The sequence below is a fragment of the Pseudaminobacter soli (ex Li et al. 2025) genome, from assembly GCF_003012705.1.
GTDB lineage: Bacteria > Pseudomonadota > Alphaproteobacteria > Rhizobiales > Rhizobiaceae > Pseudaminobacter > Pseudaminobacter soli.
This window is the reverse complement of record NZ_PXYL01000021.1, coordinates 22,725-46,366: the sequence shown is the minus strand read 5'-3', so window position 1 is coordinate 46,366 and position 23,642 is coordinate 22,725. Positions and strand designations below refer to the sequence as shown.

Below are 23,642 nucleotides of genomic sequence, written 5' to 3'. Positions count from 1 at the left end.
CCACTGGCGGCACTTGGATGTGTAACCACATTGGCTGGGAGGCTCTCAGCGAAGGGCTCGAAATTCTGGCAGGAGAATTGGGAGCATCACATCGACATGTTGGAGGATGAGTTCGAACGTCGACTGCACAAGACGGCGTCCGTCGGTCGCGACGGAATCGCCTGGTCCGTCTCGGGCGTGAACGACTGGCCGGCTCAATCACTTTCCGTCTTCTGGCTTGCCGTACTAGGGACTGCCACTTTTGCCGCAGTCCCGAACCGGTTCGGTTGGCTTCCCGAAATCCTGCTGTCGGACAACACGCAAGCCGGAGCAATTCTTTTAGCCGCACTTGTGGCAGGGATATTTCTTTGGATGCGAAAGACCAAGCTTCAGGAAGCCAAGGGCGTCCCTTTCTGCGGCGAAGCGCCGACCTATGAGGGATCGGATTGGACTGATCCCGCCGGACTCCCTAAAGTTTCTGAGTTGAACGAACGTGGAAGGCCCTTACTGATCCGCAGGAAGCCGAAGACATGACAGCCGAAGCCTTCGGTCGCACGATCCAGCTGTTTCTTGTCGATGGGACTCCCAATGGCCTGCGTAAGGCCACAATCCACGGTTGGACCGGGCTGACTTTCGTCGCCACAGCCAGCACATTCGCCGCGCTCACGGCGCGCAATGAGCTGGATCGCACTGGCGTCTATATTCTTGCTGGCCCTGACGCGGAAGCGGTTGGCGGCATTCGCGCCTACATCGGCTCGGCCAACAGCGTGCGCGAGCGGATCAAGCAGAGCGCCCAACAGCGTGATTTCTGGGAGACTGCGATTGCGGTCACAACCAGCGACGATGATCTATCCAAGGGTCATGTCGAATATCTGGAAGCGCGGCTGATCGAGCTGGCTCACGCGGCAAACCGCGTCACACTAGACAACGGCACCGCGCCCGCCGGCAATCGCCGCCGCCTGCCGGAAGCAGACCAAGCGAACATGGAACAGTTCCTGGCCAACCTGAAAATCATCCTGCCGGTGGTCGGGCTGGACCTCCTCAAGCCACAACCGCGCGCAGTGACGCAAACTGCCACCCCAGTGGCTCAGCGCACGGCAGGTGAGGTGACATTTGAGATCCGCCACCGATCCGGCGTGAGCGCGCAAGCGGTGGAAGAGGATGGCGAATTCGTTGTGCTCGAAGGGTCAGAGGCGCTGAAGGACACTGGCTACGTCCAGCAAAGCTATCTCGCGCTTAAGGAGAATCTGATCAATAATGGCATACTTCAGGTTGCCAGCAAAGGGCGCTACGTCTTTACCCAGCCCTACGCCTTCTCCAGCCCCAGTGCCGCTGCCGCGATCGTACTCGATCGCAACAGCAACGGCCTGTTCGAGTGGAAATTGAAGGGTGACAAGCGGACATACAACGATATGAAACAGGCGCGCGTTGCCAGCGAGGTATCCTCGGAATGAGTGAGCTTCCCGAAACCTGGGTCCAAGTGCCGATCAGCGATCTGGCTGAGGTAAACCCGCGCAAGAGCGTCGATCTAAATGGCGATGATCTGGTATCGTTCGTCCCAATGGCCGCTGTCGACGAGGTATCCGGCACAATCGCCGCTCCAGTTGACCGGCCTTATAGCGAAGTCTCGAAGGGCTTCACGCATTTCCGTGACGGGGACGTTATCTTCGCAAAGATCACGCCGTCTATGGAGAACGGCAAGTCGGCAGTCGCTCGTTATCTTACTAACGCCACCGGCATTGGTTCGACCGAATTCCATGTCTTCCGCAGCTACGGTGCGATTGAGCCCGAGTACCTGTGGCGGTACGTCCGCCAGCAGTCATTTCGGGACGACGCCCAGACCGTCATGTCGGGTGCCGTTGGCCAGCAAAGGGTTCCAGCAGACTGGTTGAAAGAACACCATATCCCGCTCGCTCCGCTGGCTGAACAGCGGCGGATTGTGATGAAGGTGGACAGCCTGACCACACGCACCGCCCGCGCCCGCAAAGAACTCGACCGCATCCCTAACCTCATCGCCCGCTACAAGAAGCGCCTTTTGGCGCTGGCAGCGGACCGTGAATTGACGAAAGATTGGCGGGCCGATCGCAAAAATGGCGAATGGAAAGAAGTCACTGTTGAAGAGGTCGCCGACGCAACCTTTGACGGTCCCTTCGGTTCGAACCTGAAATCCGCAGACTACGTCGATAAGGGTGTACGCGTTGTCAGGCTGGAAAACATTGATAGCCTCACCTTCATCCGGGACAAGGAAACTTACATTTCAGGGAAGAAGTACGAAGGTTTGAAGCGGCATACCCTGCAGGCGGATGACGTACTCTTTTCGTCTTTCATCGCCGAAGAAATCCGAGTGTGCAGGTTCCCAGGCGACCTTCCCACTGCCGCCATAAACAAGGCAGACTGCTTCTGTGTTCGCCCGAAAGTGGATCGGTGCTTGCCCTCGTATTTGATGTACCGTTTAGCTGCGCCGCAGACGTATGAGATTTTGAAAGATTCCGTACACGGCGCTACCCGACCAAGGATATCACTGAAGCAGCTGAAGTCCTTCAGTTTCTTCCTGCCCACCATCGAAGAGCAGGCCGAAGTCGTTCACCGCATTGAGTCCGCCTTTGGCTGGCTTGACCGCATGGCAGCCGATCACGCAACTGCCGCACGCCTGCTTCCCAAACTTGACGCTGGCATCCTCGCCAAAGCCTTCCGAGGTAACCTCGTCCCACAAGACCCAAACGACGAACCTGCGGCCAAGCTCCTAACGCGGATCGCGGCAGGGAAAGAAGCCGAGAGCAGTTTGCCGATAGGCAAGCGTGGCCGCCCGCGCAAGCAGGTAGTCAGACCTGTATTCGTGGACTCCGGAAACGAAGTCTCCCCTGTAACAGTTAAAATACAAGAGTCTGCATGGGCAAGGAAATCGGTCATGAGCAAAAGCCGACGCGATGATGATGTTTGGAAAAAGCCGTACCTGGCAAATTTGCTCAAGGCGAAGAAGATCGGTGATCCGCAGGCGTTGTTCAAGTTCGCGGATCTGCCGGTTGCCGATTTCTATAAGCAGCTCGCTTGGGAAATCGACAACGGCCACATCGTTGACGACACCAAACGGCTGAAGGCTGCCTGATGCGAATAGATCGTGTTTTCATCGATGGTTTCCGCAATTTGCGCGCTGTCGAGGTGGACTTTCACGAAGGCTGCCTGACCTCGGTTGTCATTGGCGAAAATGGTTCCGGCAAGTCGAACCTGATCGAAGCCATTGTCCAGATTTTCAGGCAGGTTGACGTGCCATCCGGGAGCGTCAAATTCACGTTCGAAATTGACTATGTGATCAGGTACCACAAGGTCCGAATCCACAACAGGGAAGGAACCACACTTTTTGTGGTGGATGGGGAGCCAATGAGCTCCCGGCAGTTCAACCTCAATAAGGAATCTCTCTTTCCCGACCTGGTTTTTGGCTATTATTCGGGGACCAGCCGTCGACTGGAAAAGCTCTTCGATGATCATCAGGCAAGATACTACGGGGTGATCAATCAGGACCGGGATGTTAGCGCATATGAGAGGGCGCGATCCGCGCGGCGGCTGTTCTACTGCCGCCCTATTCACGGTGTCTTTGCCCTTCTCGCCCACTTCGCCAAGCCGGGCAGAAAGAAAGACGTTTCGGAGCTACTAAGCGAGAAGCTTGGCATTACCGGATTTCATTCGGCACTGGCTCATTTCAAAGAACCTTCTTGGTTCAATCATTCCAACTGGAAAAGGCAGCTGTCTTCGACAGTTCCCAGCTCGAGAGGGCGGCGTCCATACGAGGAACTGGAAGAGCAGGCGCGGGACCTCTGGGGGGCAAAAGGACCCGCCGGGGATTGTGCAAGGGCCCTTCAGTCGCTGGCGTTCTATCCGCTTGCCGTGACTGGCAAGGTTGTCGACGACTATCGCAGCAAGGCCAAAACCGAAGCGCAATTGGCCTGTTTCTTACGCGATCAGAAAGCTTTGGCGCGGTTTGCTCAACCGTTTGGTGACGATCAAGATTTGTTCGCGGCGCTGGAAGCTGCCGATATTTCCGACCTTTTCCGGGAGATTCTGGTCTGGGTCACTCGCAAGGACGATGAGAGCGGGGACATCGGCTTCTCAGACCTGTCAGATGGTGAGCGGCAGCTACTTATGGTTCTCGGCCTGATCCGTGTCTCGCGAGGCAAGGAAGCGCTATTCCTACTCGACGAGCCTGACACTCACCTCAACCCCGCCTGGCAGCTCTCCTATCTCGACCTGATCCAAGAATGGACTGAAGTCGCGGCGGATGAGGACAAGTGCCAGATCATCATGACGACTCACAACCCCCTAACGATTGCGGCGCTCACGAAGAAAGAAGTGCGTGTCATGCAGACGGCGGACGATGGGCAGATCAAAGTCGCGGAGCCCTACGCCGATCCACGGGGCTTGGGCTTCACATCTACACTGACAGAGATATTCGGCCTCCCAACAACCTTGGACCCGGAAACGCAGAAACAGATCGATGAACGGAACACGCTGGCGAGGATCGAAGAACGTTCCGAGAAGCAGGAGCGTATGCTGATCGAACTGAACGACAAACTCGACCGGCTGGGATTTCTGCACGAGAGCCGGGACCCACTTTACGATGATTTCCTCAAGGCCGTGCACGACTACAAATATGCGGATCGTCCTCCAATGACTCAAGAGCAGATCGAAAAACGCCGCCGTGCAATGCAAGCACTAGTCCAGTCGCTCTCGGAGCAACCGGAGCGCCCGCATTGATATTCGTGAAGCGAGATCCGAATCTGATCCCCAAAAAATTACTGAAGGTTGCAGAGCGAGCGCAAGTTCAACTGGAAATGCTGCCTGCAGATCAACGTGTAGCCTTCATCAAGAAGAAGTCGCACATCTGGCGCGCTTTTAAGCGCCATCTGAGAGCTATGTCATACGGCAAATGCTGGTATTCAGAAGCAAAGGGGCCTCAGTCTCCTTATGATGTCGATCACTTTCGACCCAAGTCGGAAGCTCAGCGGTCCGAGACCGTCAAAGACGAAGGTTACCCCTGGCTAGCGTTCGACTGGGACAATTTTCGCTACTCGGCAGAGCGATCCAATCGCCCGAGCACGGATGAGGAAACAGGCGAAGTTGTCGGAAAATCCAGTTGGTTTCCTCTCGTGGATGGCAGCCCGATCGCTATCTGGGATGATCGCTGCACAAAGAATGAGGTGCCGCTCTTGCTGGATCCGGTATGTCGGAAAGACGTATCTTTGATCGACGTCGGGTCCGATGGACGAATGAGGCCGTCCATCACATGTGTCGGAACGGGGAAGAAGCGCGTCAAAGCAAGCATCCGGCACTATGCCCTAAATCTGCCTGATATCCTGGAAGCTCGGCAGGACGTCATGCGGGACGTGAACGATCGCGTGGAAACGCTATTGAAGTCGATCGAAGCAGCGAACAGTTTTGAAGAAGCAGCCGATGCGATTCCGGTCGAAGATCAGCGGAAAGCCATCACGGCCCTGACCATGCCGAACAGTGCATTCGCAAGGGCGGCAAGAGCAAAGCTGATTGAGAAAGGTCTGGCAGGCTTGATAGCACCACCAGAAGATTATCCAGCGATTGTCGCCTAAGCCGGTATTCGGAATTCGATAGCTGTTCCGCAACCTTCGTCGCCGCACTGGCGGCCGTAAAGCTAGCCCAGTCGAAAGAATGACGGCAAGTCGCTTATCGTCACCCGGGACCGGACAGGCAGCTAACGGCCCGTTGCTGCCTCAGAATGTTCCGAACCCGCGACGGCGTGCGCTGCGATTGTTCATGTGAGCTTGGGATGCCTGTAGCGCGCCCTGAGCGGGGCGAGCACGCCTAAATGCCGGTGGTGCGTAAGACGAAATCGTCTAGCCCACTTGGGCCACCTGCCAGAACAATCGAAACACTTCCTCCGAGCACGTACCGAATGTTCTGTGCGAGCCGGTCGGTCTGCCTTTCCTGGTGGCGTGATGTTGATTTTTCTGGTGCTCTTCATTTTTATGTCTCTGGGTTAGCACGCGCGCAATTCCGGCAACCGAAACTGCCTAGAGGAACTTTGGACGGTGTCTCTCCTCCGGGGCTACCCAGCCTTCTATGAAGTCCAGCGGATCTACGCTTTCCATCATTGCCCTGGCAAGTGTTAGACGCTCCTCTAGGCGCTGCCGACGCTCGTCATTCGTATTCTTCAGGCGCTCTTCCGCATCCGCAAAGAAGCGCTCTACGGTCATCGCTCTTCCCCACCTCTCGATAATTTCCGCAAGTTGTTGACGGCTATCGGTGAGAGCCTGAGCCGTCTTTCGGGCATCCTCCCGCCTTTCATAGCGCGCCCACTCTTCCTCCCGCTCCCTTTTTCTCTTCGCCTCCGCCGCATCCTCGGCGTCCATGAGGCGTCGCAGATTGTTCTTGGACGCCCTTAACGTCTCGACGATTCTTGGGATCAGTGTGCCAAGCAACTGCTGCTCCGTTTCCTGCCAGCTGACAGACCAATCGACGCCTTTTTTGGGTGAGTAGGCAACGATTCGAAAACGCCCGCAGGGCATGTCCTGCTCTGTTGTCCAGGAGTGCGTCAGCTGCCAAGATTTGGCTGATCGTATTAGGCTGCTGTCCTCACGATGGTAATCACCATTGAGGTATCGCATCGTCACTCTCTCGGTCATTTCCGTGAGAGCGAGGCCTATTGGCACCTTGTCGATATAAAAGACAGTCGGTCGGTCCGGAGCCCAGATGCTTCCTGAGTGGTCGCGGCCGTATCTGCGATCCTTTCGCTCCACCTCTTGTTCCCTGACATGGATGCGATGCAGATTATCGGCAGCCTGAGCGATGTGAACCCGATACCCTTGTTCGTCGAGCGCCAAGTATAGGTCGTTAGCGGTTGAGAGTGCGCGCAGCAACGCTGTTTCTGATGATACCAGGTCTGGCAGGATCCTCTTGTAGGGTCTGAGGAATTCGCCGTTTTTGACGTCTCGCGTTTTTCGCAAATGTTCTTCGACACCAAAAAGCAGCGGGTGACGTGCCGGACGGCGGAGTTTCGCATCGGGCTTTGGCTTGCGCACGGAGCCTTCTTCCAGCGTTCGCTTTTTTCGCGGCTTAGCGACTGACGGCATGATCTCGATGGTCTCATCGGACGCCTCTGGCAACGTAGGCAGCTCTGCCGGAAGCCCGAGGGACTTGCGAGTCCAGTACCCCGATCCGGGATAAGGAATTTGGTATCGTTTGCAGATGGCGGCCAGCACAGTGCCGGAAATTCCAAGCTCCGGTGCAACTTTGCTGAGCGGTCTGTCGCAGACCCGTTTATAAAGCTCAAGGCGTGTCAACTGCATAGCAAAAGGTCTCAACTCAATCGCGACCGATATCGTTCCGGTCCTCATTCTAGAGGGCTACAGCGTAAACGTAGATATCATCTGCGCCCGGCGCGGCGCGCTGTGAGGGTGCGAACTTCACCCTGTCAAATGTCCACAGTCAACAGATGTCGATCTCGGTAGAAACCTGCCCGAGGATGACGAAAAGGGCCGGCCGTGCGCCGTGCAGCCTATCCCAAGAACGGCCTGGCCTTCATCGACACCGGAATTTCCACGCCGAGCCGGCTAAGCACCGTCGGTGCGAGCTGCAACTGGTCGAGTAAAGCCCCACTCTCGGGGCCTTCGCCACGGCCGAAATAATAGAGCGCAAAATCCTGCTGGTCGTCTTCGTGGCCGCCATGGTGACCGCGGTCGGTCTGGCCGTGGTCGGCGGTGACGATCACTTCGTAGCCGGCCTCCAGCCATTTCGGCAGGAAGGCCGCCAGCATACCGTCCATGGCGTAGCAGGCATGGTCCATCTCGATGCAGTCGTGGCCGTAGCGATGGCCCATGGAATCCAGCGTGCAGGTGTGCAGGATGCCGTAGTCGATGCCGTGGCGCTTGGTCAGCATGGTGAGCGTGGCGAAGAGGTCGACATCGCTCGGCGTCATCTGGTTCTTGTGGTTGTAGCCGGTCATGGTGTGGAAGCGGCCGTGGGTGATCGGACCGCGGGGCTCGTCATATTCCATGTCTTCGACGAGGTCGAAGGGATAGCGGTTGAAGAATTCCGACCAGTAGGAATGGGTCACCGCGCCGGTCTTGCCGCCGGCCTTCGATATTTCCGAGAACAGGTCGGGCTGCTCGACCCTGAAACGGTTCTCGTTGGAAAGGATGCCGTGCACCTGCGGCGACACGCCGGTGTGGATGGAGGCATAGCAGCAGGCCGAGGTGGAGGGCAGCACCGAGCGCATCTTCCACACGCGCGCATCGCCCGACTGCACCCAGCCTTCGAGATTGCCGAACAGCCGGCGCCAGTTGCGATAGGGAACGCCGTCGAGAATGATGAGCAACAATCTGTTTTTCAGCGCCATGGGCCCCTCCGGCTTAAAAGAAATCCCGAGAACCGGAACCGATTCTCGGGAAGGATGATACGTAGATTCAAGTGGTTAGGTAGTCTGCCGCGCGTTGGAGATCGACGCGCGACGAAGTGTCCGCCCGGGTCAGTTCCCCGCGCTTTCCATGCGGCGCCCGGCGATGGCCTTCTCCAGCCAGCCGACTTCCATCTCCGGAACGGAGGAGAGCAGCAGGTCGGTATAGGCGTCGAAGGGCGGCGTTAGAACCTTGCTCTTCGGCCCGTAGCGCACGATCTCGCCGCGATACATCACCGCGATGGAATCGGCGATGGCCTTCACCGTGGCGAGGTCGTGGGTGATGAAGAGATAGGCGACCTGCTCTTCCTTCTGCAGCTCGAGCAGCAGCTGAAGGATGCCATGCGCCACCAGCGGGTCGAGTGCCGAGGTGACCTCGTCGCAGATGATGAGGCTAGGCTTGGCCGCCAGCGCCCGGGCGATGCAGACGCGCTGCTTCTGGCCGCCCGAGAGCTCGGCCGGGTAGCGGTCGACAAAGCCCTTGCCCATCTCGATCTTGTCGAGCAGTTCGGCCACGCGCTTGTCGCGCTCGCGCCCGCGCAGGCCGAAATAGAACTCCAGCGGTCGGCCGATGATGGTGCCCACCGTCTGCCGCGGGTTCATCGCCACGTCGGCCATCTGGTAGATCATCTGCAACTGGCGCAGGTCTTCCTTGCTGCGGTCGGCCAGCCGTCCGGGCAGGGTGCGTCCGCCGAAGGTGATGCTGCCTTCGAGCGGCGGCAGCAGGCCGGTAATGGCGCGGCCGAGCGTGGATTTGCCCGAGCCGGATTCGCCCACCACGGCAAGCGTCTGCCCGGCGGGAATCTCGACCGAGACGTTCTTCAGCACCTTGATCGTGCCGCCGCCATAGGCCGCGGTGACGTTTTTCACCGACAACGCCGCCGCCTTGCCCGGCGCATGCTCCTCATGCGCGATCTCATGCACCGAGACCAGCTGGCTGGTGTATTCCTGCGTGGGCTGGGTGATGATCTGGCGCGTATCACCCCATTCGACCAGCTTGCCATGCCGCAGCACGGCGATCTCGTCGGCAACCTGCGCCACCACGGCGAGGTCGTGGGTGATGTAGAGGGCTGCCACGCCAGTGTCGCGGATCGCCTCCTTGATCGCCGCCAGAACGTCGATCTGGGTGGTGACGTCGAGCGCGGTGGTCGGCTCGTCGAAGACGATCAGGTCGGGCTCGGAGCAGAGCGCCATGGCGGTCATGACGCGCTGCAGCTGGCCGCCGGAGACCTGGTGCGGGAAGCGCTTGCCGATGTTTTCCGGGTCCGGAAGGCTGAGCTTGCGGAAGAGGTTCACCGCGCGCTTCTCAGCCTCGGCGCGACTGGAGACGCCGTGCTTGAGCGAGGCCTCCACCACCTGCTTCATCAGCCGGTGGGCCGGATTGAAGGCGGCCGCCGCCGACTGGGCGACATAGCAGACCTCGCGGCCGCGCAGTGCCCTGAGGCCGCCCTTGCCGCCTTTCAGGATGTCGCGGCCATTGAGGATGACCTCGCCGCCGGTGATCCGCACGCCGCCGCGGCCATAGCCCATGGAAGACAGCCCGATCGTCGACTTGCCGGCGCCGGATTCGCCGATGAGGCCGAGGACCTTGCCGCGCTCGAGCGACACCGAAACGCCGTCGACGATGACGATGTTGCGCGGCGCTTCGCCCGGCGGATAGACGGTGGCCTCGATCTTGAGGTTGCGGATGTCGAGCAGCTTTTCGGATGCGCCGGTGGATTGCGATGCGAGCCTATCCATTGCCGCGGCCTCCCTTCAGATCGGTGGTGCGGTTGAGGATCCAGTCGGCCACGAGGTTGACCGAGATGGCCAGGACCGCGATTGCTGCAGCAGGGATGAGCGCCGCCGGGATGCCGAACACGATGCCTTCCTTGTTTTCCTTGACCATGCCGCCCCAGTCGGCTTCCGGCGGCTGGACGCCGAGGCCGAGGAAGGACAGAGCCGAAAGGAAAAGCACGGCGAAGATGAAGCGCAGGCCAAGCTCCGCCACCAGCGGCGACAGCGCGTTGGGCAGGATCTCGCGGAAGATGATCCAGCCGCGGCCTTCGCCGCGCAGCTTGGCGGCCTCGACATAGTCCATGACGTTGATGTCGACCGCCACGGCGCGGGCGAGGCGGTAGACGCGGGTGGAATCGAGGATGCCCATCACAAGGATGAGCGTCACGATGTTGCCGGGAAGCACCGACAGCACCACCAGCGCGAAGATGAGCGTGGGGATTGCCATCAGGAGATCGACGCCGCGCGACATGGTCTGGTCGAACCAGCCGCCGATGACCGCGGCGGTGAAGCCGAGGATCGAGCCCAGCGTGAACGACAGGGCCGTGGCGAGCGCTGCGATCAGGATCGTCGTGCGGGCGCCGAAGATCATGCGCGAGAGGAGGTCACGGCCGAGATTGTCGGTGCCCAGCCAGTGCGCGGCCGACATCGGCTCCCACACGTCGCCGACGATCTCGGCATTCGGGAACGGCGCCACCAACGGCGCGAAGACCGCGGCGAAGACGAACAGGCCGGTGACGATGAGGCCGAGCCAGGCGCTCAACGGGATGTTTTTCAAGGTCAGCATGTACCCGTCCCCCTTACTTCGGATGCCTGAGGCGCGGATTGGACACGATGGCCGTGATGTCGGCGATGATGTTGAGGCCGATATAGACGGCGGCAAAGATCAGGCCGCAGGCCTGCACCACCGGCACGTCGCGCTTGGCGACATGGTCCACCAGATACTGCCCCATGCCGGGGTAGACGAAGATGACCTCGACCACGACCACGCCGACCACGAGATAGGCGAGGTTCAGCATCACGACATTGACGATCGGCGCGATCGCATTTGGGAAGGCGTGACGGCGGATGATCTCGAAGGGCGTCAGGCCCTTGAGCTCGGCCGTCTCGATATAGGCCGACTGCATGACGTTGAGGATGGCCGCACGCGTCATGCGCATCATATGCGCCAGCACCACAAGCGTCAGCGTGGCGGCCGGCAGCGCGATCGCCTTCATGCGCTCCAGAAACGACATGCTGTCATAGACGGTCGACACGCTGGGGAACCACTGCATCTGCACCGCCACGAAATAGATCAGCAGGTAGCCGATGAAGAATTCGGGCAGCGAGATGGAGGCCAGCGTGAGGCCGGAGATGAGCTTGTCGACGAAGCCGTTCTTGTGGCGCACGGCGATGAGGCCGAGGATGATCGCCAGCGGCACCGAGACGATTGCCGCCCAGAAGGCGAGGAACAGCGTGTTCTTGAGCCGTCCGCTGAGCGAGGTGGCAATGTCCTGGCCGTTCGACAGGGCGGTGCCCATGTCGCCATGCAGCATGCCCCAGAGCCAATGGAAGTAGCGCACATAGGCGGGGTCGTTCAGCCCCAGCTGTTCGCGCAGGTTGGCAAGCGCCTGGGGCGTTGCGGATTGACCAAGGATGGACTGCGCCACGTCGCCCGGCAGGATCTGCGTGCCAACGAAGATCAGAACCGAGACGGCGAGCAGCAGGAGCAGGCCCAGCGCAATGCGCTGGGCCACCAGTTTCAAGAGCGAAGCCATCTGTGCAGGGCCGGACTCACGCCTGGACCCAGCACTTCGACAGGGCGTAGCCGCCCATCATTTCCTGGTTGCCGTCGGCGAACCAGCCGCCGACCTTGGGGCCGGTCGCGTCGATGAAGTCGTTGAACATCGGCGTGATGACGCCGCCCTCGTCGCGAACCATCTCGCCCATCGACTTGTAGAGCGCGACGCGCTTGTCCTTGTCGAGTTCGGCGCGGGCCTGGAACAGCATCTTGTCGAAGTCTTCGCGGAAGAAGCGGGTGTCGTTCCAGTCGGCCTTCGAATAGTAGGCGGTGGAGTACATCTGGTCCTGCGTCGGGCGACCGCCCCAGTAGGAAGCCGAGAAGGGCTGCTTGTTCCAGACTTCCGACCAGTAGCCGTCGCCTGGCTCGCGCTTGACCTCGATGGTGATGCCGGCCTTGGCAGCGCTCTGCTGATAGAGCTGGGCGGCATCGATGGCGCCCGGGAAGGCGACGTCGGAGGTGCGCAGCAGGACCGAGCCGCTGTGACCGGACTTCTTGTAGTGGAAGGCGGCCTTTTCCGGATCGAACTTGCGCTGTTCGATCTCCGCGAAGAGCGGATAGGCCTTGTTGATCGGCGTGTCGTTGCCGACCGAGCCGTAGCCGTGCAGGATCTTCTGCACCATCTCGTCGCGGTCGAGCGCGTATTTCAGCGCGAGGCGCAGATCGTTGTTGTCGAACGGCGCGGTGTTGCAATGGGCGATGAAGACGTAGTGGCCCTTGCCCGCGACGTTCTGGATGGTGACGCCCGGCACGCGCTTGATGAGATCGACGATCTTCGGCTCGACGCGGTTGATCATGTCGACCTGGCCGCCCTGCAGCGCGGAGGTGCGCGCCGTGGCGTCGTTGATGACGATGATCTCGATGCTGTCGGCAAAGCCGCGGTCATCGCGCCAGTAGTTGGCAAACTTTTCGCCGACATGGCGCACGCCCGGCTCGTTGACCGCCACCTTGTAGGGGCCGGTGCCGATGCCGGCCACCGGATTGTCCTTGCCGCCGTTCGGCTGGATCATCAGGTGGTAGTCGTCCAGCAGGTAGGGCAGGTCGGCATTGGGGTCCTTGAGCGTGAAGACCACGTTCTGGCCGTCGACCTTGATCTTGTCGATGCCGCCCATGATGCCGAGCGCGCCCGACTTCGAGTTCTCGTCGGAGTGGCGCTCCATGGTGGCGAGAACGTCGTCGGGGGTCATCTCCTTGCCGTTGTGGAACTGCACGCCCTTGCGGATCTTGAAGGTCCACACCTTGGCGTCGTCGGAAGCGTGCCATTCTTCGGCGAGGCAGGGCTTCACTTCGCCGTCGGGCGACATCTGCACCAGCTGCTCGCCCCACTGGCGGCCGAACTTGTAGGGCACCTGGCTCTGCCAGGAAGCCGGATCGAGGCTGTTGGTGGATTCACCGCCCTGCATGCCGGCCTTCAGCGTGCCGCCCTTCTGCGGGCCGGCCGCGCGAGCGGCACTGCCCAGAAGCGTGTTGGCGAAGGCCGCGGTGACGCCGAGGGCGGCCGCGCGACCCAGAAAATCGCGGCGGCTGAGCTTTCCGGTGGCGACACGATGGCTCAGGAATTCCAATTCATTGGACATATATTGTTCCTCACTCTGGTTAGATGACTTTAAACAGTCTTGTTTTGCTTGTTAGGCGGATATTGCGCGGAAGATTTCGTCTTCGGCAAGGCGAATTGCGACATTACGTGGCGTAAATGCAGCGCGGCTGTGGACTAAAGGATGCCGGCACGCCGGCACCCTTTGAAAAGCCGGTATTTGGCGTGTCTCAGGCGGTGAGCCAGCACTTGGCCAGCGCAAGGCCGCCCATGAGCTCACCCGACGGATAAGGCACGTAGCCGCCGACCTTTTCGGAGACCGCGTCGATCCAGTCGTTGTACATCGGGATGATGGCGCCGCCTTCGTCGCGCACCATGAGCGCGATGTCGCGATACATGGCCTTGCGCTTGGGCTCGTCGAGCTCGGCGCGGGCCGCCGCCACCAGCTTGTCGAAATCCTCGCGCTTGAAGCGGGTCTCGTTCCAGTCAGCGGTCGACAGATAGGCGGTGGAATATTGCTGGTCCTGCGTCGGGCGGCCGACCCAGTAGGAAGCTGAGAACGGCTTCTTGTTCCACACCTCGGCCCAGTAGCCGTCGCCCGGTGCGCGCTGCACGTCGAGCTGGATGCCGGCCTTGGCGCAGCTCTGCTGGAACAGCTGGGCGGCGTCGACGGCACCCGGGAAGGCGACCTCGGAGGTGATGAGCTGGATGGGGCCGCTGTGACCCGACTTCTTGTAGTGGAAGGCGGCTTTTTCCGGATCGAACACGCGCTGCTCGATATCGTCCGAGAACAGCGGGTAGGACTTGTTGACCGGGATGTCGTTGCCGACCGTGCCGTAGCCGCCGACGATCTTGTCGACCATCTCCTGGCGGTCGACCGCATATTTCAGCGCCAGCCGGAGATCGTTGTTATCGAAGGGCGCGGTGTTGCACTGCATGGCGAACACGTAGTGCGCGCCGCCGGCCACGTTCTGGATGGTGATGCCGGGGATGCGCTTGACCAAGCCGACGATCTTGGGCTCGACGCGGTTCATCATGTGCACCTGGCCGCCGCGAAGTGCCGCCATGCGGGCTGTCGAATCGTTGATGACCACGATCTCGACCTGATCGGCGAAGCCGCCATTGTCGGCATCCCAGTAGCCTTCGTGGCGGGTGCCGAGTTCGCGGACGCCCGGCTCGTGCGAGGCGATCTTGTAGGGCCCGGTGCCGATGCCGGCCTGCGGATTGTCCTTGCCGCCATTGGGCTGGATGATGAGGTGGTAGTCCGACATCAGGAAGGGCAGGTCGGCATTGGCCTCCTTCAGCGTGATGACGAAGTCGTTGCCGTCGACCTTCATCTGGTCGATGCCGCGCAGCACGCCGAGCGCGCCCGACTTGGTCTCGGGGCCGGCATGGCGCTCGAGGGTGGCCATCACGTCGCTGGCGTCGAGCTCCTTGCCGTTGTGGAAGGTCACGCCCTTGCGGATCTTGAAGGTCCAGGTCTTGGCGTCCGGCGAAGAACCATATTCTTCGGCCAGCCGGTGGACGATCTTGCCGTTCTCATCGATGTCGATGAGCTTTTCGCCCCAGCAGCGCGCAAACGCGCCGGTGACCTGGTTGTTGATGGCGGCCGGGTCGAGGCCGTCGGTCGATTCGCCGCCCTGCAGGCCGGCCTTGAGCGCGCCGCCCTTGACCGGGCCGGCAGCGCGCACGGCGCTCGTCAGAAGCGTATTGGCAAATGCGGCACCGATACCAAGTGCCGCGGCACGGCCGAGAAAATCACGGCGGTTGAGCTTGCCGGCGGCGACGCGCCGGCCCAGATATTCGAGTTCAGCCGACAAGACTTCTCCTCCTTGCATGTCGTCCAGACGGGCGATGCTCCTCCACCGTCCCGGAGGGGATAGTGGAGGTCCGCTTGCCCTCACGTAAGGCAGATTGCGACATGTCGCGACGCAAATGATGATGTGTCGCTTTTAGGATATCGAAGCCGGTAGGTCAAATGTGGTCGCGTGGAATTTCCTCCCGGTAATCGCGCTCGAACACCAATTTGCTTCCCTCGTAAGCCTCGATCCTGGCCTCGAAGTAGAAGTTTTTGGCGTCGGAATGCATGCGCGAGCGGGTCTCGGTACGCAGCGAAAATTCATTTCGCGACATGACGTCGGTCCAGTGGGTCTCGCCGCGCGCCGACAGCGGATCGTCGGGATGGATGGTCCATTTTTCGCGCACGATGCTGCCGCTGACGAGGCCGTGGTCGAGGTCGCGAACCTCGCCGAAATCGTCGGTGATGGAGAGCGTGACCGTGCCGGTTTTCTCGTCGCGATCGATATGGCGTTCCGAGCTGGAGTCACGCAGCGTCTCGATCGCCCAGGGCGCTGCCGCTTCCGGTTCCGGGAAGCTGGCCTCGTCGCCCTTGGCGAGCGGCCGCACCGGCAGGGACAGCTTTGCCTCGGAGAGTTCGAGCCGCACCGGCTCGGGCGAGGGCCAGATGGCCGGCCAGTAGGCGGTGGACACGGCAACGCGCAGGCGGTGGCCGGCCGGCAGGCGGTAGGCGCACTGGTCGAGCACGACGCGCGCCGCGACGACCTCGCCGGGCGTCAGCTTCTCCGGGAATTCGTGGCTGTTGCGGTGGGTGAGGTTGAGCACGCCGTAGGAGATCAGCTCGGATGCGCCGTCGGGATGCACGTCGCACAGGCGCACAGCGATATTGGCTTGCGGCTTGTCCGACGCAAAGCGCACCAGCACTTCCGGCGCGCCGACGATGTCGATGGCTTCGGCCTGCACCGGCTGGTCGAAACAGACCGAGCGGGCGTCGTCGCCGCGCTGGTCGCCGGGGAGTTCGGGGCCATAGGTGAAGGGGAAGTATTCGCCACCGGTGAGGCCGCAATCCTGCGGCGAGGCGACGAGCGCGGGCGCTGCGGTGATCGCCAGGAGCTCGATCTCGCGGGTTTCGATGCGAGGCGAGGGCCATTGAGATTCGGAGATCCAGCGGCCCGGCCGCTCGTCATGCCAGCGGCTCGGGCGCACGCTGTCCATCACCCAGGCGCGGTAGGCCGGATCGTTCTCGGCGCCGTTCTCGACGCCCTTCAGCCAGCGATCCCACCAGCGCAGCGCCACCTGCAGGAAGCCGATCGCCGGCTTGGGGGCCGCGAAATGCGGGTATTTGTGGATCCACGGACCGACGATGCCCTTCACCGGCGCGGAGATGTTGGAGACGAGGTGCGAGATGGTGTTGCGGTAGCCGTCGTGCCAGCCGCCGATGGAGAGCACGGCCGCCTGGATGGCGGAATAGTCCTCGCAGACCGAGCCGCGCTTCCAATAGGCGTCGCGGCGCTGGTGGCCGAACCACGTCCGGGCCAGGAAGGGCTGGCTTTCGAGCCGGTGCAGCCACATCTCGCGCCATTTGTCGCCGACCAGCGCCGGATCGGGCGAGCGCGAGGAGTAGGACAGCATGGTCGAGGCCCAGCCGAAATTCTCGTTCAGCAGGCAGCCGCCCTTGTAGTGGATGTCGTCGGCGTAGCGGTCGGTCGTGGAGCAGAGCGTGATGATGGCCTTCAGCGCCGGCGGCTGCTTGGCCGCCACCTGCAGCGAATTGAAGCCACCCCAGGAAATGCCCATCATGCCGACATTGCCGTTGCACCAGGGCTGCGCCGCCGCCCATGCGATGACGTCGCAGGCATCCTGCCATTCCTGCTCGGAATATTCGTCCTCCATCAGCCCTTCGGAATCGCCATTGCCGCGCATGTCGACACGGATGCAGGCATAGCCATGGCCGGCGAGGTAGGGATGGGTGAGCGAATCGCGCGCCGTGGTGCCGTCGCGCTTGCGGTAGGGCAGGTGCTCGAGAATCACCGGCACCGGGTTCCGCTCGGCATCCTCCGGCATCCAGACGCGCGCCGACAGCCGGCAGCCGTCGGGCATGACGAGCCCCATGTCGGGATGTTCGACGACCTTGCGCGGAAATTCGGTGACGGTTTTCATGAATGCCTCTCTCCTAGATTGCACGCATAGAGGCACATCCGGTTGCCGCTAGGCAAGGCGAAGGAACGTCGCTCGCATTGCTGTTTGCGGCTTGATCGGCGGAATTTGCCGTTACCTTGGCGCTGATTGAAAAGACCTGTTAAAGGTATTAATTATGGTGCCTGTAAAGGATCATGCCATGCCCCACACCATCCTCGCGGAAGTGACCGCAAGCGTCTCGGAGCTGAAGAAAAACCCAATGGGCACCGTCGCGGCCGGCGAAGGGTTTCCGGTGGCGATCCTCAACCGTAACGAACCGGCTTTCTACTGTGTCCCGGCCAAGGCCTTCGAAGCGATGATGGACCGGCTGGAGGATATAGAGCTCAACGCGATCGCCGATGCACGCAAGGGCGAAAAGCGCGTCCGCGTGAAGCTCGATGAGCTATGAGCTCGAGTTCCTAGAATCGGCGCTGAAAGAGTGGAAAAAGCTCGACGCCAACACGCGTGAGCAATTCCGCAAGAAGCTAGAAGAGCGATGCGAGAACCCGCATGTGCCCTCGGCCAAGCTGCGCGGCGCCAAGGACCGCTACAAGATCAAGCTGCGCAGTTCCGGTTATAGGCTCGTCTATGAGGTGATCGACGGTGAGCTTGTCGTGCTGGTGATCGCGGTCGGCAGGCGGGACCGCTCCGCGATCTATGAGATCGCCAGCAAGCGCTGACGCTCAATTCAACGGAATGTCGTTGTCGGCCTTGCCGGATTGGTAGGCGCCGGACAGTTCGTCGTAGCGCTTCGCGATCCTGTCGATGCGCGCGTCCAGCTTCTCGCGCTCGGCTTGCGGCAACTCGCGCACGAGACGGCGGAGCGAATAGCTTTTCCAGTAGGCGTTTTCGGCGTTGTAGCCGCCCGGATCGAGGGTGAAGACCTCTTTCAGGATCTTCAGGTCGTGCGGGATGGCAAAGCTGTCGCGCGAATCCTCGTGGCTGAACAGGTAGTAGAAATTGTCGAAGCCGGCCCAGGTGATGGCCGACAGGCACAGCGAGCAAGGCTCGTGGGTGGAGAGGAAGATGCAGTCCTTGGTATCCGGCCGGTCGGCCTTCGGCATCTCGTAAAAGCGCTTCAGGCAGTGGACTTCGCCGTGCCAGAGCGGGTTTTCCAGCTCGTTGTTGGTTTCGGCCAGTACCAGCGACTGGTCGGATTTGCGCAGGATCGCCGCGCCGAACAGCTTGTTGCCATGGGCCACGCCCTCGGCCGTCTTCGGCACGATGTCGTCTTCGATGACGTCGAAGAGGCGGTTGATCAGCGCGGCATTGCTCATGGCTGAGATCCTTCCGGAAGCACGATCTCATAGGGCTCGGGGAAGAAGAACTCTTCCAGATTGACCCCGTCGCCGGCGCGGTCGACCACGAGAAAATCCTGCGGCTCGCCGATCGGTGTCAGCACGCCGTGCCAGAGGTTGCGCGGATAGTTCACGCCCTGGCCGGGCCGGGTGATGAAGGCGTGCGGGGTGCCCGGGCCTTCCGCAGTGTCGTGGCAGACGACGACCAGGAACGGGCGCGGCGAGAGCGGGACAAAGGCCTGGCTGCCGAAGGGATGGCGCTCGACCATCGTCAGTTTCAGCGGGAAGGCATAGGGCGTTCCCTTGAAGATGTTGAGGATGACGCGGCAGTTCGGCCCCGCGGCCTCGGCGGTGGCGAGCGCGTGGTAGCGCTCGCATTTTCCAGCGTTGATCGGATAGTGATGCGCGCCTTCGGCCTCGATGACCTCGCCGAATTCGGCGAAGTTTTCGCGGGTGAGCGATTGGGCGACGATCCGGGTCATGGCGCCTCGTCCTTCCTCGACAACCGACCGGTCAGAACCGGTCGAGCTTGGCGTGCCGGTTGACGTCCTTGTAGAGCAGGTAGCGGAAGTCGCCCGGGCCGCCGGAATAGCAGGCCTGCGGGCAGAAGGCGCGCAGCCACATATAGTCGCCTGCCTGCACCTCAACCCAGTCCTGGTTGAGCCGGTACACGGCCTGGCCTTCCAGCACGTAGAGCCCATGCTCCATCACATGCGTTTCAGGGAAGGGGATGATGCCGCCCGGCTTGAAGGTGACGATGGTCACATGCATGTCGTGGCGCAGGTCGGTCGGATCGACGAAACGGGTCGTCGCCCATTTGCCGTCCGTGTCGGGCATCGCGGTCGGGGCGATGTCGTTCTCGTTGGCGAAAATCGGGTCCGGAACGTCGATGCCCTCGACATATTCATAGGCCTTGCGGATCCAGTGGAAGCGCGCGGCGGCGGCGCCGTCGTTGCGCAGGGTCCAGCCGCTGGCAGGCGGCAGGAAGGCATAGCCGCCCGGCGTCAGGCGGTGTGTTGCGCCATCCACCGTCACCGTGATCTCGCCTTCCACCACGAACAGCACGCCCTCGGCGTCCGCATCGGGCTCGGGCTGGTTGCTGCCGCCGCCCGGCTGCACTTCCATGACATATTGCGAAAAAGTCTCGGCAAAGCCCGAGAGCGGGCGTGCGATGACCCAGCACCGGGTCTTGTCCCAGAAGGGCAGGTAGCTGGCGACGATGTCGCTGAACTCGCGCCGCGGGATAACCGCATAGGCTTCCGTAAAGACGGCGCGGTCGGTGATGAGGTCCGTCTGCGGCGGCAGACCTCCGGTGGGGGCGTAATAGGTGCGGCCGGCCATTTCTGATTTCCTTTAGAGCGGCAGGATGTCCCTGAGCCTCAACAGCGCGATGCGCTCAACCTGGGCGCAGGCGGTGTCGAACTCGGTTTCGCGGTCGTTGTCGATGCGCGTCTGGAAGGCGGCAAGGATCTCGTCCTTGGTGCGACCCTTGACGGCGATGATGAAGGGGAAGCCGAACTTTTCGACATAGGCGCTGTTCAACTGCGTGAACGTCTCGCGCTCGGCGTCGGTCAGCGCGTCGAGACCGGCCGAGGCCTGCTCCTTGGTCGACTCCGCCGTCAGGCGCTTGGCCTGCGCCAGCTTGCCGGCAAGGTCGGGGTGGGCCGTCAGAACGCCGAGGCGCTCGGCCTCGGTGGCCGAACGGAAGGCACGGCTGAGCGCGTTGTGCAGGCCGCCGGCGCTGTCATGGGCGGCACCCAGCTCCAGCCTGTAGGCGCGCTCGGCGATCCACGGCGAATGTTCGAAGATGCCGCCGAACTTTTCGACGAATTCCTTCTCGCTCATGCGCGAGGGGCGCAGTGCCGCCGGCTTGTAGGGGTGATGCTCGCGCCAGTGATTGGCGATGTCGATGCGGCGCGGCAGCCACACCTTGTCGTGGCTCTTCACATAGTCGATGAAGCGCTGCAGAGCGGCGGCGCGGCCCGGCCGGCCGATCAGGCGGCAGTGCAGGCCGATGCTCATCATGCCGCCGCGTCCGGCCTTGCCCTCGGCATAGAGCGTGTCGAAGGCGTCCTTCAGATAGGCGAAGAACTGGTCGCCCGAATTAAAACCCTGCGCGGTGGCAAAGCGCATGTCGTTGGCGTCGAGCGTGTAGGGGATGACGAGCTGCGGCGGAATGGCATTGCCATGGCCGTCATGGTCGAGCCAGTAGGGCAGATCGTCGTCATAGGTGTCGGAAATCCAGGCGAACCCGCCTTCGGCAGCGGCGATGCGCACCGAATAGACAGAGGTGCGACCGAGATAGAGCCCGGCCGGCCGTTCGCCCACGACTTCCTTGTGCAGGCGGATCGCCTCGATGAGGTCGCCGCGTTCGACCTCTTCCTCATGGTCGCGATAGTCGATCCAGCGCAGGCCGTGCGAGGCGATTTCCCAGTTCGCTTCCTGCATGGCCGCGACCTGGTCGGGCGAGCGGGCGAGCGCGGAAGCGACGCCATAGACGGTGACGGGCACATCGGCTTCGGTGAACATGCGGTGCAGCCGCCAGAAGCCGGCGCGGGCGCCGTATTCGTAGATCGACTCCATGTTCCAGTGGCGTTTTCCCGGCCAGGGTGCTGCGCCCACGACCTCGGACAGGAAGGCTTCGGAGGCCGCATCGCCGTGCAGGATGCAGTTTTCGCCGCCTTCCTCGTAATTGACCACGAATTGCACCGCGACATGGGCTCCGCCCGGCCATTTCGGGTCCGGCGGATTGGCGCCATAGCCACGCATGTCTCTTACGTAACGCATGTTCCTTTACCCCTGGTCGCGGTGACCTTATATTCTCACAATATCAAAGGGGTGCATGGATATTCCCCCTAAAAAAATTGAAAGTCTTTTTGTGGCGTTCCACTTCACGCCGAGTTTTGCATCGCCTTTAATTGACACACAACAGATCATGCGCGTTCGTATGTATCGAAGGTAGGGAGGCCATATGTCGACAGCTCAAGGCGGGCGCCTTACAACCCATGTTCTCGATACGGCCACGGGCCGTCCTGCAGACGGCCTCAGGCTGTCGCTCTATCGCCTCGACGGCGAGACCAGGATACTGATCAAGACGGTGAACACCAACATAGACGGCCGCTGCGACGCGCCGCTGATGGAAGGCGACAGTTTCCGTCTCGGCGAATTCGAGATCGTGTTCGAAGCCGGCGACTACATGCGCACGCATGGCGCCAGCCTGACCGATCCTGCCTTCCTGGACAAGGTGCCGGTGCGTTTCGGTATCGCCGAGCACAAGCACTATCACGTGCCGCTCTTACTTTCGCCCTACGGTTATTCGACCTATCGGGGCAGTTGATGGCCCGGCACGCCGCCGCACAGCATCGAACCAGCGCCGTCCGTATGGAAAGATAACAGCATGTCGTCCGCCCCGATCCGCAACGAAATCCGCTTCCTGCTCAACGGCCGGGAGGTGACCGTGCGCGACGTGGCGCCCGACGCGACGCTGCTCGACTGGCTGCGGCTCGACCGCTCCATGCGCGGCACCAAGGAAGGCTGCGCGGAGGGCGACTGCGGCGCCTGCACGGTGCTGGTGGGCAAGCTGACGGCGGGCGGGCTCGTCTATGAGAGCGTCAATGCCTGCATCCGCTTCCTCGGCTCGCTCGACGGCTGCCATGTGGTGACCATCGAACATGTGCAGCCGGTGGGCGGCGATCTGCACCCGGTGCAGAAGGCGATGATCGACTTCCACGGCTCGCAATGCGGCTTCTGCACGCCGGGCTTCGTGATGTCGCTCTACGGCCTCTGGATGAAGGACGCCAACCCGTCCGACGCCACGATCGAGAAGGCGCTGCAGGGCAATCTCTGCCGCTGCACCGGCTATGAGGCGATCATGCGAGCGGCGCGCGCGATCTCGGACTATGGCAAGGGGGCGAGCGACCCGCTGGCGGTGGAACGCGCGGCTGTGATCGAAAAGCTCACCAAGCTGCGCGACGGCGCGCGTGTCGAGGTCGGGTCGGGCAAGGCGCGGCTGGTCGTGCCGGCCGATGTCGACGATTTTGCCGCCGTGCTCGAAGCCGAGCCCAAGGCGACCATCGTCGCCGGCTCGACCGACGTCGGCCTGTGGGTGACGAAGCATATGCGCGACATCTCGCCGGTGGTCTTCATCGGCCATCTGGAAGGGCTGCGCCGCATTTCGGAGAAGGACGGCGTCATCACCATTGGTGCGGGCGTCACCTACACCGAGGCGTTCGACCTGCTCAGCCAACGCATCCCGGCGCTGGGCGAACTGATCAATCGCATTGGCGGTGAGCAGGTGCGCAACATGGGCACCATCGGCGGCAACATCGCCAACGGCTCGCCCATCGGCGATACCCCGCCGCCCTTCATCGCCCTGGGCGCTACGCTGACCCTGCGCAAGGGTGCTGAGCGCCGCACCATTCCGCTGGAAGAGTTCTTCATCGCCTATGGCAAGCAGGATCGCCAGCCGGGCGAGTTCGTCGAGGCGGTGCATGTGCCGGTGCCGGCAAAGGACAGCCGCTTTGCCGTCTATAAGATTTCCAAGCGCCGCGACGAGGACATCACCGCAGCACTTGGCGCCTTCCATCTGACGCTTGCCGCCGACGGCACGGTTGCCCAGATCCGCATCGCCTATGGCGGCATGGCGGCGACACCCAAGCGCGCCGCAGCCGTGGAGGCCGTACTGACCGGCAAGCCTTGGACGGAAGTCACCGTGGAAGCGGCGCTGGAGGCCTATGCGCAGGACTTCACCCCGCTGACGGACATGCGCGCCAGCGCGGAATATCGCATGCTGGCGGCGCGCAACCTGCTGCGCCGCTTCTTCGCCGAAACCCAGGGCGGCAGCGAGCCGATCCAGGTTTCGCGCCACCAGGCAGCGTGAGG

21 protein-coding genes are annotated in these 23,642 nt (G+C 61.8%); 9 read left to right on the top strand and 12 right to left on the bottom strand.

The features are described 5' to 3' along the window. The first annotated feature begins 96 nt into the window (after positions 1-96). Genes C7I85_RS25895 through C7I85_RS25875 form a run of 5 tightly spaced genes read left to right on the top strand, consistent with a single transcriptional unit; the run spans position 97 to position 5,576 of the window. The gene (locus C7I85_RS25895) at positions 97-513 is read left to right on the top strand and encodes a hypothetical protein (RefSeq protein WP_106726890.1); all 417 of its coding nucleotides are present in this window, start codon (positions 97-99) and stop codon (positions 511-513) included. Further along, a complete protein-coding gene (locus C7I85_RS25890) occupies positions 510-1,433 on the top strand; it encodes a GIY-YIG nuclease family protein (RefSeq protein ID WP_106726889.1) in 924 nt (307 codons plus the stop codon). The genes C7I85_RS25895 and C7I85_RS25890 overlap by 4 nt, the downstream gene beginning before the upstream one ends. Then, complete coding sequence (locus C7I85_RS25885; protein WP_106726888.1) at positions 1,430-3,085, top strand: restriction endonuclease subunit S; 1,656 nt, start codon at positions 1,430-1,432, stop codon at positions 3,083-3,085. Before C7I85_RS25890 ends, C7I85_RS25885 begins: the two co-directional genes overlap by 4 nt. After that, on the top strand, positions 3,085-4,728 hold the full coding sequence (locus tag C7I85_RS25880) for an AAA family ATPase (protein WP_106726887.1): 1,644 nt from the start codon (positions 3,085-3,087) through the stop codon (positions 4,726-4,728). The genes C7I85_RS25885 and C7I85_RS25880 overlap by 1 nt, the downstream gene beginning before the upstream one ends. 5 nt (positions 4,729-4,733) lie before the next feature. Beyond that, positions 4,734-5,576 (top strand): hypothetical protein, encoded by an 843-nt coding sequence (locus tag C7I85_RS25875; RefSeq protein WP_245445114.1) that lies wholly within the window; start codon positions 4,734-4,736, stop codon positions 5,574-5,576. A gap of 441 nt (positions 5,577-6,017) precedes the next feature. Here the strand turns inward: C7I85_RS25875 and C7I85_RS25870 are convergent, their stop codons facing one another. The 8 genes from C7I85_RS25870 to C7I85_RS25835 form a co-directional block, all read right to left on the bottom strand. Then, entirely contained in the window at positions 6,018-7,292 is a 1,275-nt protein-coding gene (locus C7I85_RS25870; RefSeq protein WP_106726885.1) for a hypothetical protein, read from the bottom strand. A gap of 209 nt (positions 7,293-7,501) precedes the next feature. Next, complete coding sequence (locus C7I85_RS25865) at positions 7,502-8,341, bottom strand: alkaline phosphatase family protein (RefSeq protein ID WP_106726884.1); 840 nt, start codon at positions 8,339-8,341, stop codon at positions 7,502-7,504. 129 nt (positions 8,342-8,470) lie between these two features. Further along, positions 8,471-10,138, bottom strand: coding sequence for an ABC transporter ATP-binding protein (locus tag C7I85_RS25860; RefSeq protein WP_106726883.1), 1,668 nt, complete (start codon positions 10,136-10,138; stop codon positions 8,471-8,473). After that, on the bottom strand, positions 10,131-10,958 hold the full coding sequence (locus C7I85_RS25855) for an ABC transporter permease (RefSeq protein ID WP_428832903.1): 828 nt from the start codon (positions 10,956-10,958) through the stop codon (positions 10,131-10,133). Before C7I85_RS25855 ends, C7I85_RS25860 begins: the two co-directional genes overlap by 8 nt. Positions 10,959-10,974: 16 nt before the next feature. Next, positions 10,975-11,931, bottom strand: coding sequence for an ABC transporter permease (locus tag C7I85_RS25850; protein WP_106726881.1), 957 nt, complete (start codon positions 11,929-11,931; stop codon positions 10,975-10,977). A gap of 16 nt (positions 11,932-11,947) precedes the next feature. After that, the gene (locus C7I85_RS25845) at positions 11,948-13,531 is read right to left on the bottom strand and encodes an ABC transporter substrate-binding protein (protein WP_106726880.1); all 1,584 of its coding nucleotides are present in this window, start codon (positions 13,529-13,531) and stop codon (positions 11,948-11,950) included. A 187-nt stretch (positions 13,532-13,718) separates the two neighbouring features. Next, on the bottom strand, positions 13,719-15,308 hold the full coding sequence (locus tag C7I85_RS25840) for an ABC transporter substrate-binding protein (protein ID WP_106726879.1): 1,590 nt from the start codon (positions 15,306-15,308) through the stop codon (positions 13,719-13,721). 154 nt (positions 15,309-15,462) lie between these two features. Next, the gene (locus tag C7I85_RS25835) at positions 15,463-17,445 is read right to left on the bottom strand and encodes a CocE/NonD family hydrolase (protein ID WP_106726878.1); all 1,983 of its coding nucleotides are present in this window, start codon (positions 17,443-17,445) and stop codon (positions 15,463-15,465) included. A gap of 178 nt (positions 17,446-17,623) precedes the next feature. On the opposite strand from C7I85_RS25835, the gene C7I85_RS25830 reads away from it, so the two are divergent. Further along, positions 17,624-17,872 carry a type II toxin-antitoxin system Phd/YefM family antitoxin gene (locus C7I85_RS25830; RefSeq protein WP_106726906.1) on the top strand — a complete coding sequence of 83 codons (249 nt, stop codon included), beginning with the start codon at positions 17,624-17,626 and terminating at the stop codon, positions 17,870-17,872. Next, positions 17,862-18,143, top strand: a complete 282-nt coding sequence (locus tag C7I85_RS25825; protein ID WP_106726877.1) for a type II toxin-antitoxin system RelE family toxin — start codon at positions 17,862-17,864, stop codon at positions 18,141-18,143. Before C7I85_RS25830 ends, C7I85_RS25825 begins: the two co-directional genes overlap by 11 nt. A 3-nt stretch (positions 18,144-18,146) precedes the next feature. Here the strand turns inward: C7I85_RS25825 and C7I85_RS25820 are convergent, their stop codons facing one another. The 4 genes from C7I85_RS25820 to puuE are packed head-to-tail and all read right to left on the bottom strand — an operon-like array spanning position 18,147 to position 21,548. Next, positions 18,147-18,740 carry a nucleoside deaminase gene (locus C7I85_RS25820; RefSeq protein WP_106726876.1) on the bottom strand — a complete coding sequence of 198 codons (594 nt, stop codon included), beginning with the start codon at positions 18,738-18,740 and terminating at the stop codon, positions 18,147-18,149. Further along, a complete protein-coding gene (locus tag C7I85_RS25815) occupies positions 18,737-19,243 on the bottom strand; it encodes an ureidoglycolate lyase (RefSeq protein ID WP_106726875.1) in 507 nt (168 codons plus the stop codon). The genes C7I85_RS25820 and C7I85_RS25815 overlap by 4 nt, the downstream gene beginning before the upstream one ends. Before the next feature lie 31 nt (positions 19,244-19,274). Next, the gene (locus tag C7I85_RS25810; protein WP_106726874.1) at positions 19,275-20,102 is read right to left on the bottom strand and encodes a bifunctional allantoicase/(S)-ureidoglycine aminohydrolase; all 828 of its coding nucleotides are present in this window, start codon (positions 20,100-20,102) and stop codon (positions 19,275-19,277) included. 12 nt (positions 20,103-20,114) lie between these two features. After that, positions 20,115-21,548 (bottom strand): allantoinase PuuE, encoded by a 1,434-nt coding sequence (gene puuE / locus C7I85_RS25805; protein ID WP_106726873.1) that lies wholly within the window; start codon positions 21,546-21,548, stop codon positions 20,115-20,117. Between the two features lie 184 nt (positions 21,549-21,732). Between puuE and uraH the strand changes: the two genes are divergently transcribed. Beyond that, positions 21,733-22,098, top strand: coding sequence for a hydroxyisourate hydrolase (gene uraH / locus C7I85_RS25800; protein WP_106726872.1), 366 nt, complete (start codon positions 21,733-21,735; stop codon positions 22,096-22,098). Between the two features lie 60 nt (positions 22,099-22,158). Further along, positions 22,159-23,640, top strand: a complete 1,482-nt coding sequence (gene xdhA / locus C7I85_RS25795; RefSeq protein ID WP_106726871.1) for a xanthine dehydrogenase small subunit — start codon at positions 22,159-22,161, stop codon at positions 23,638-23,640. Positions 23,641-23,642: the final 2 nt, after the last annotated feature.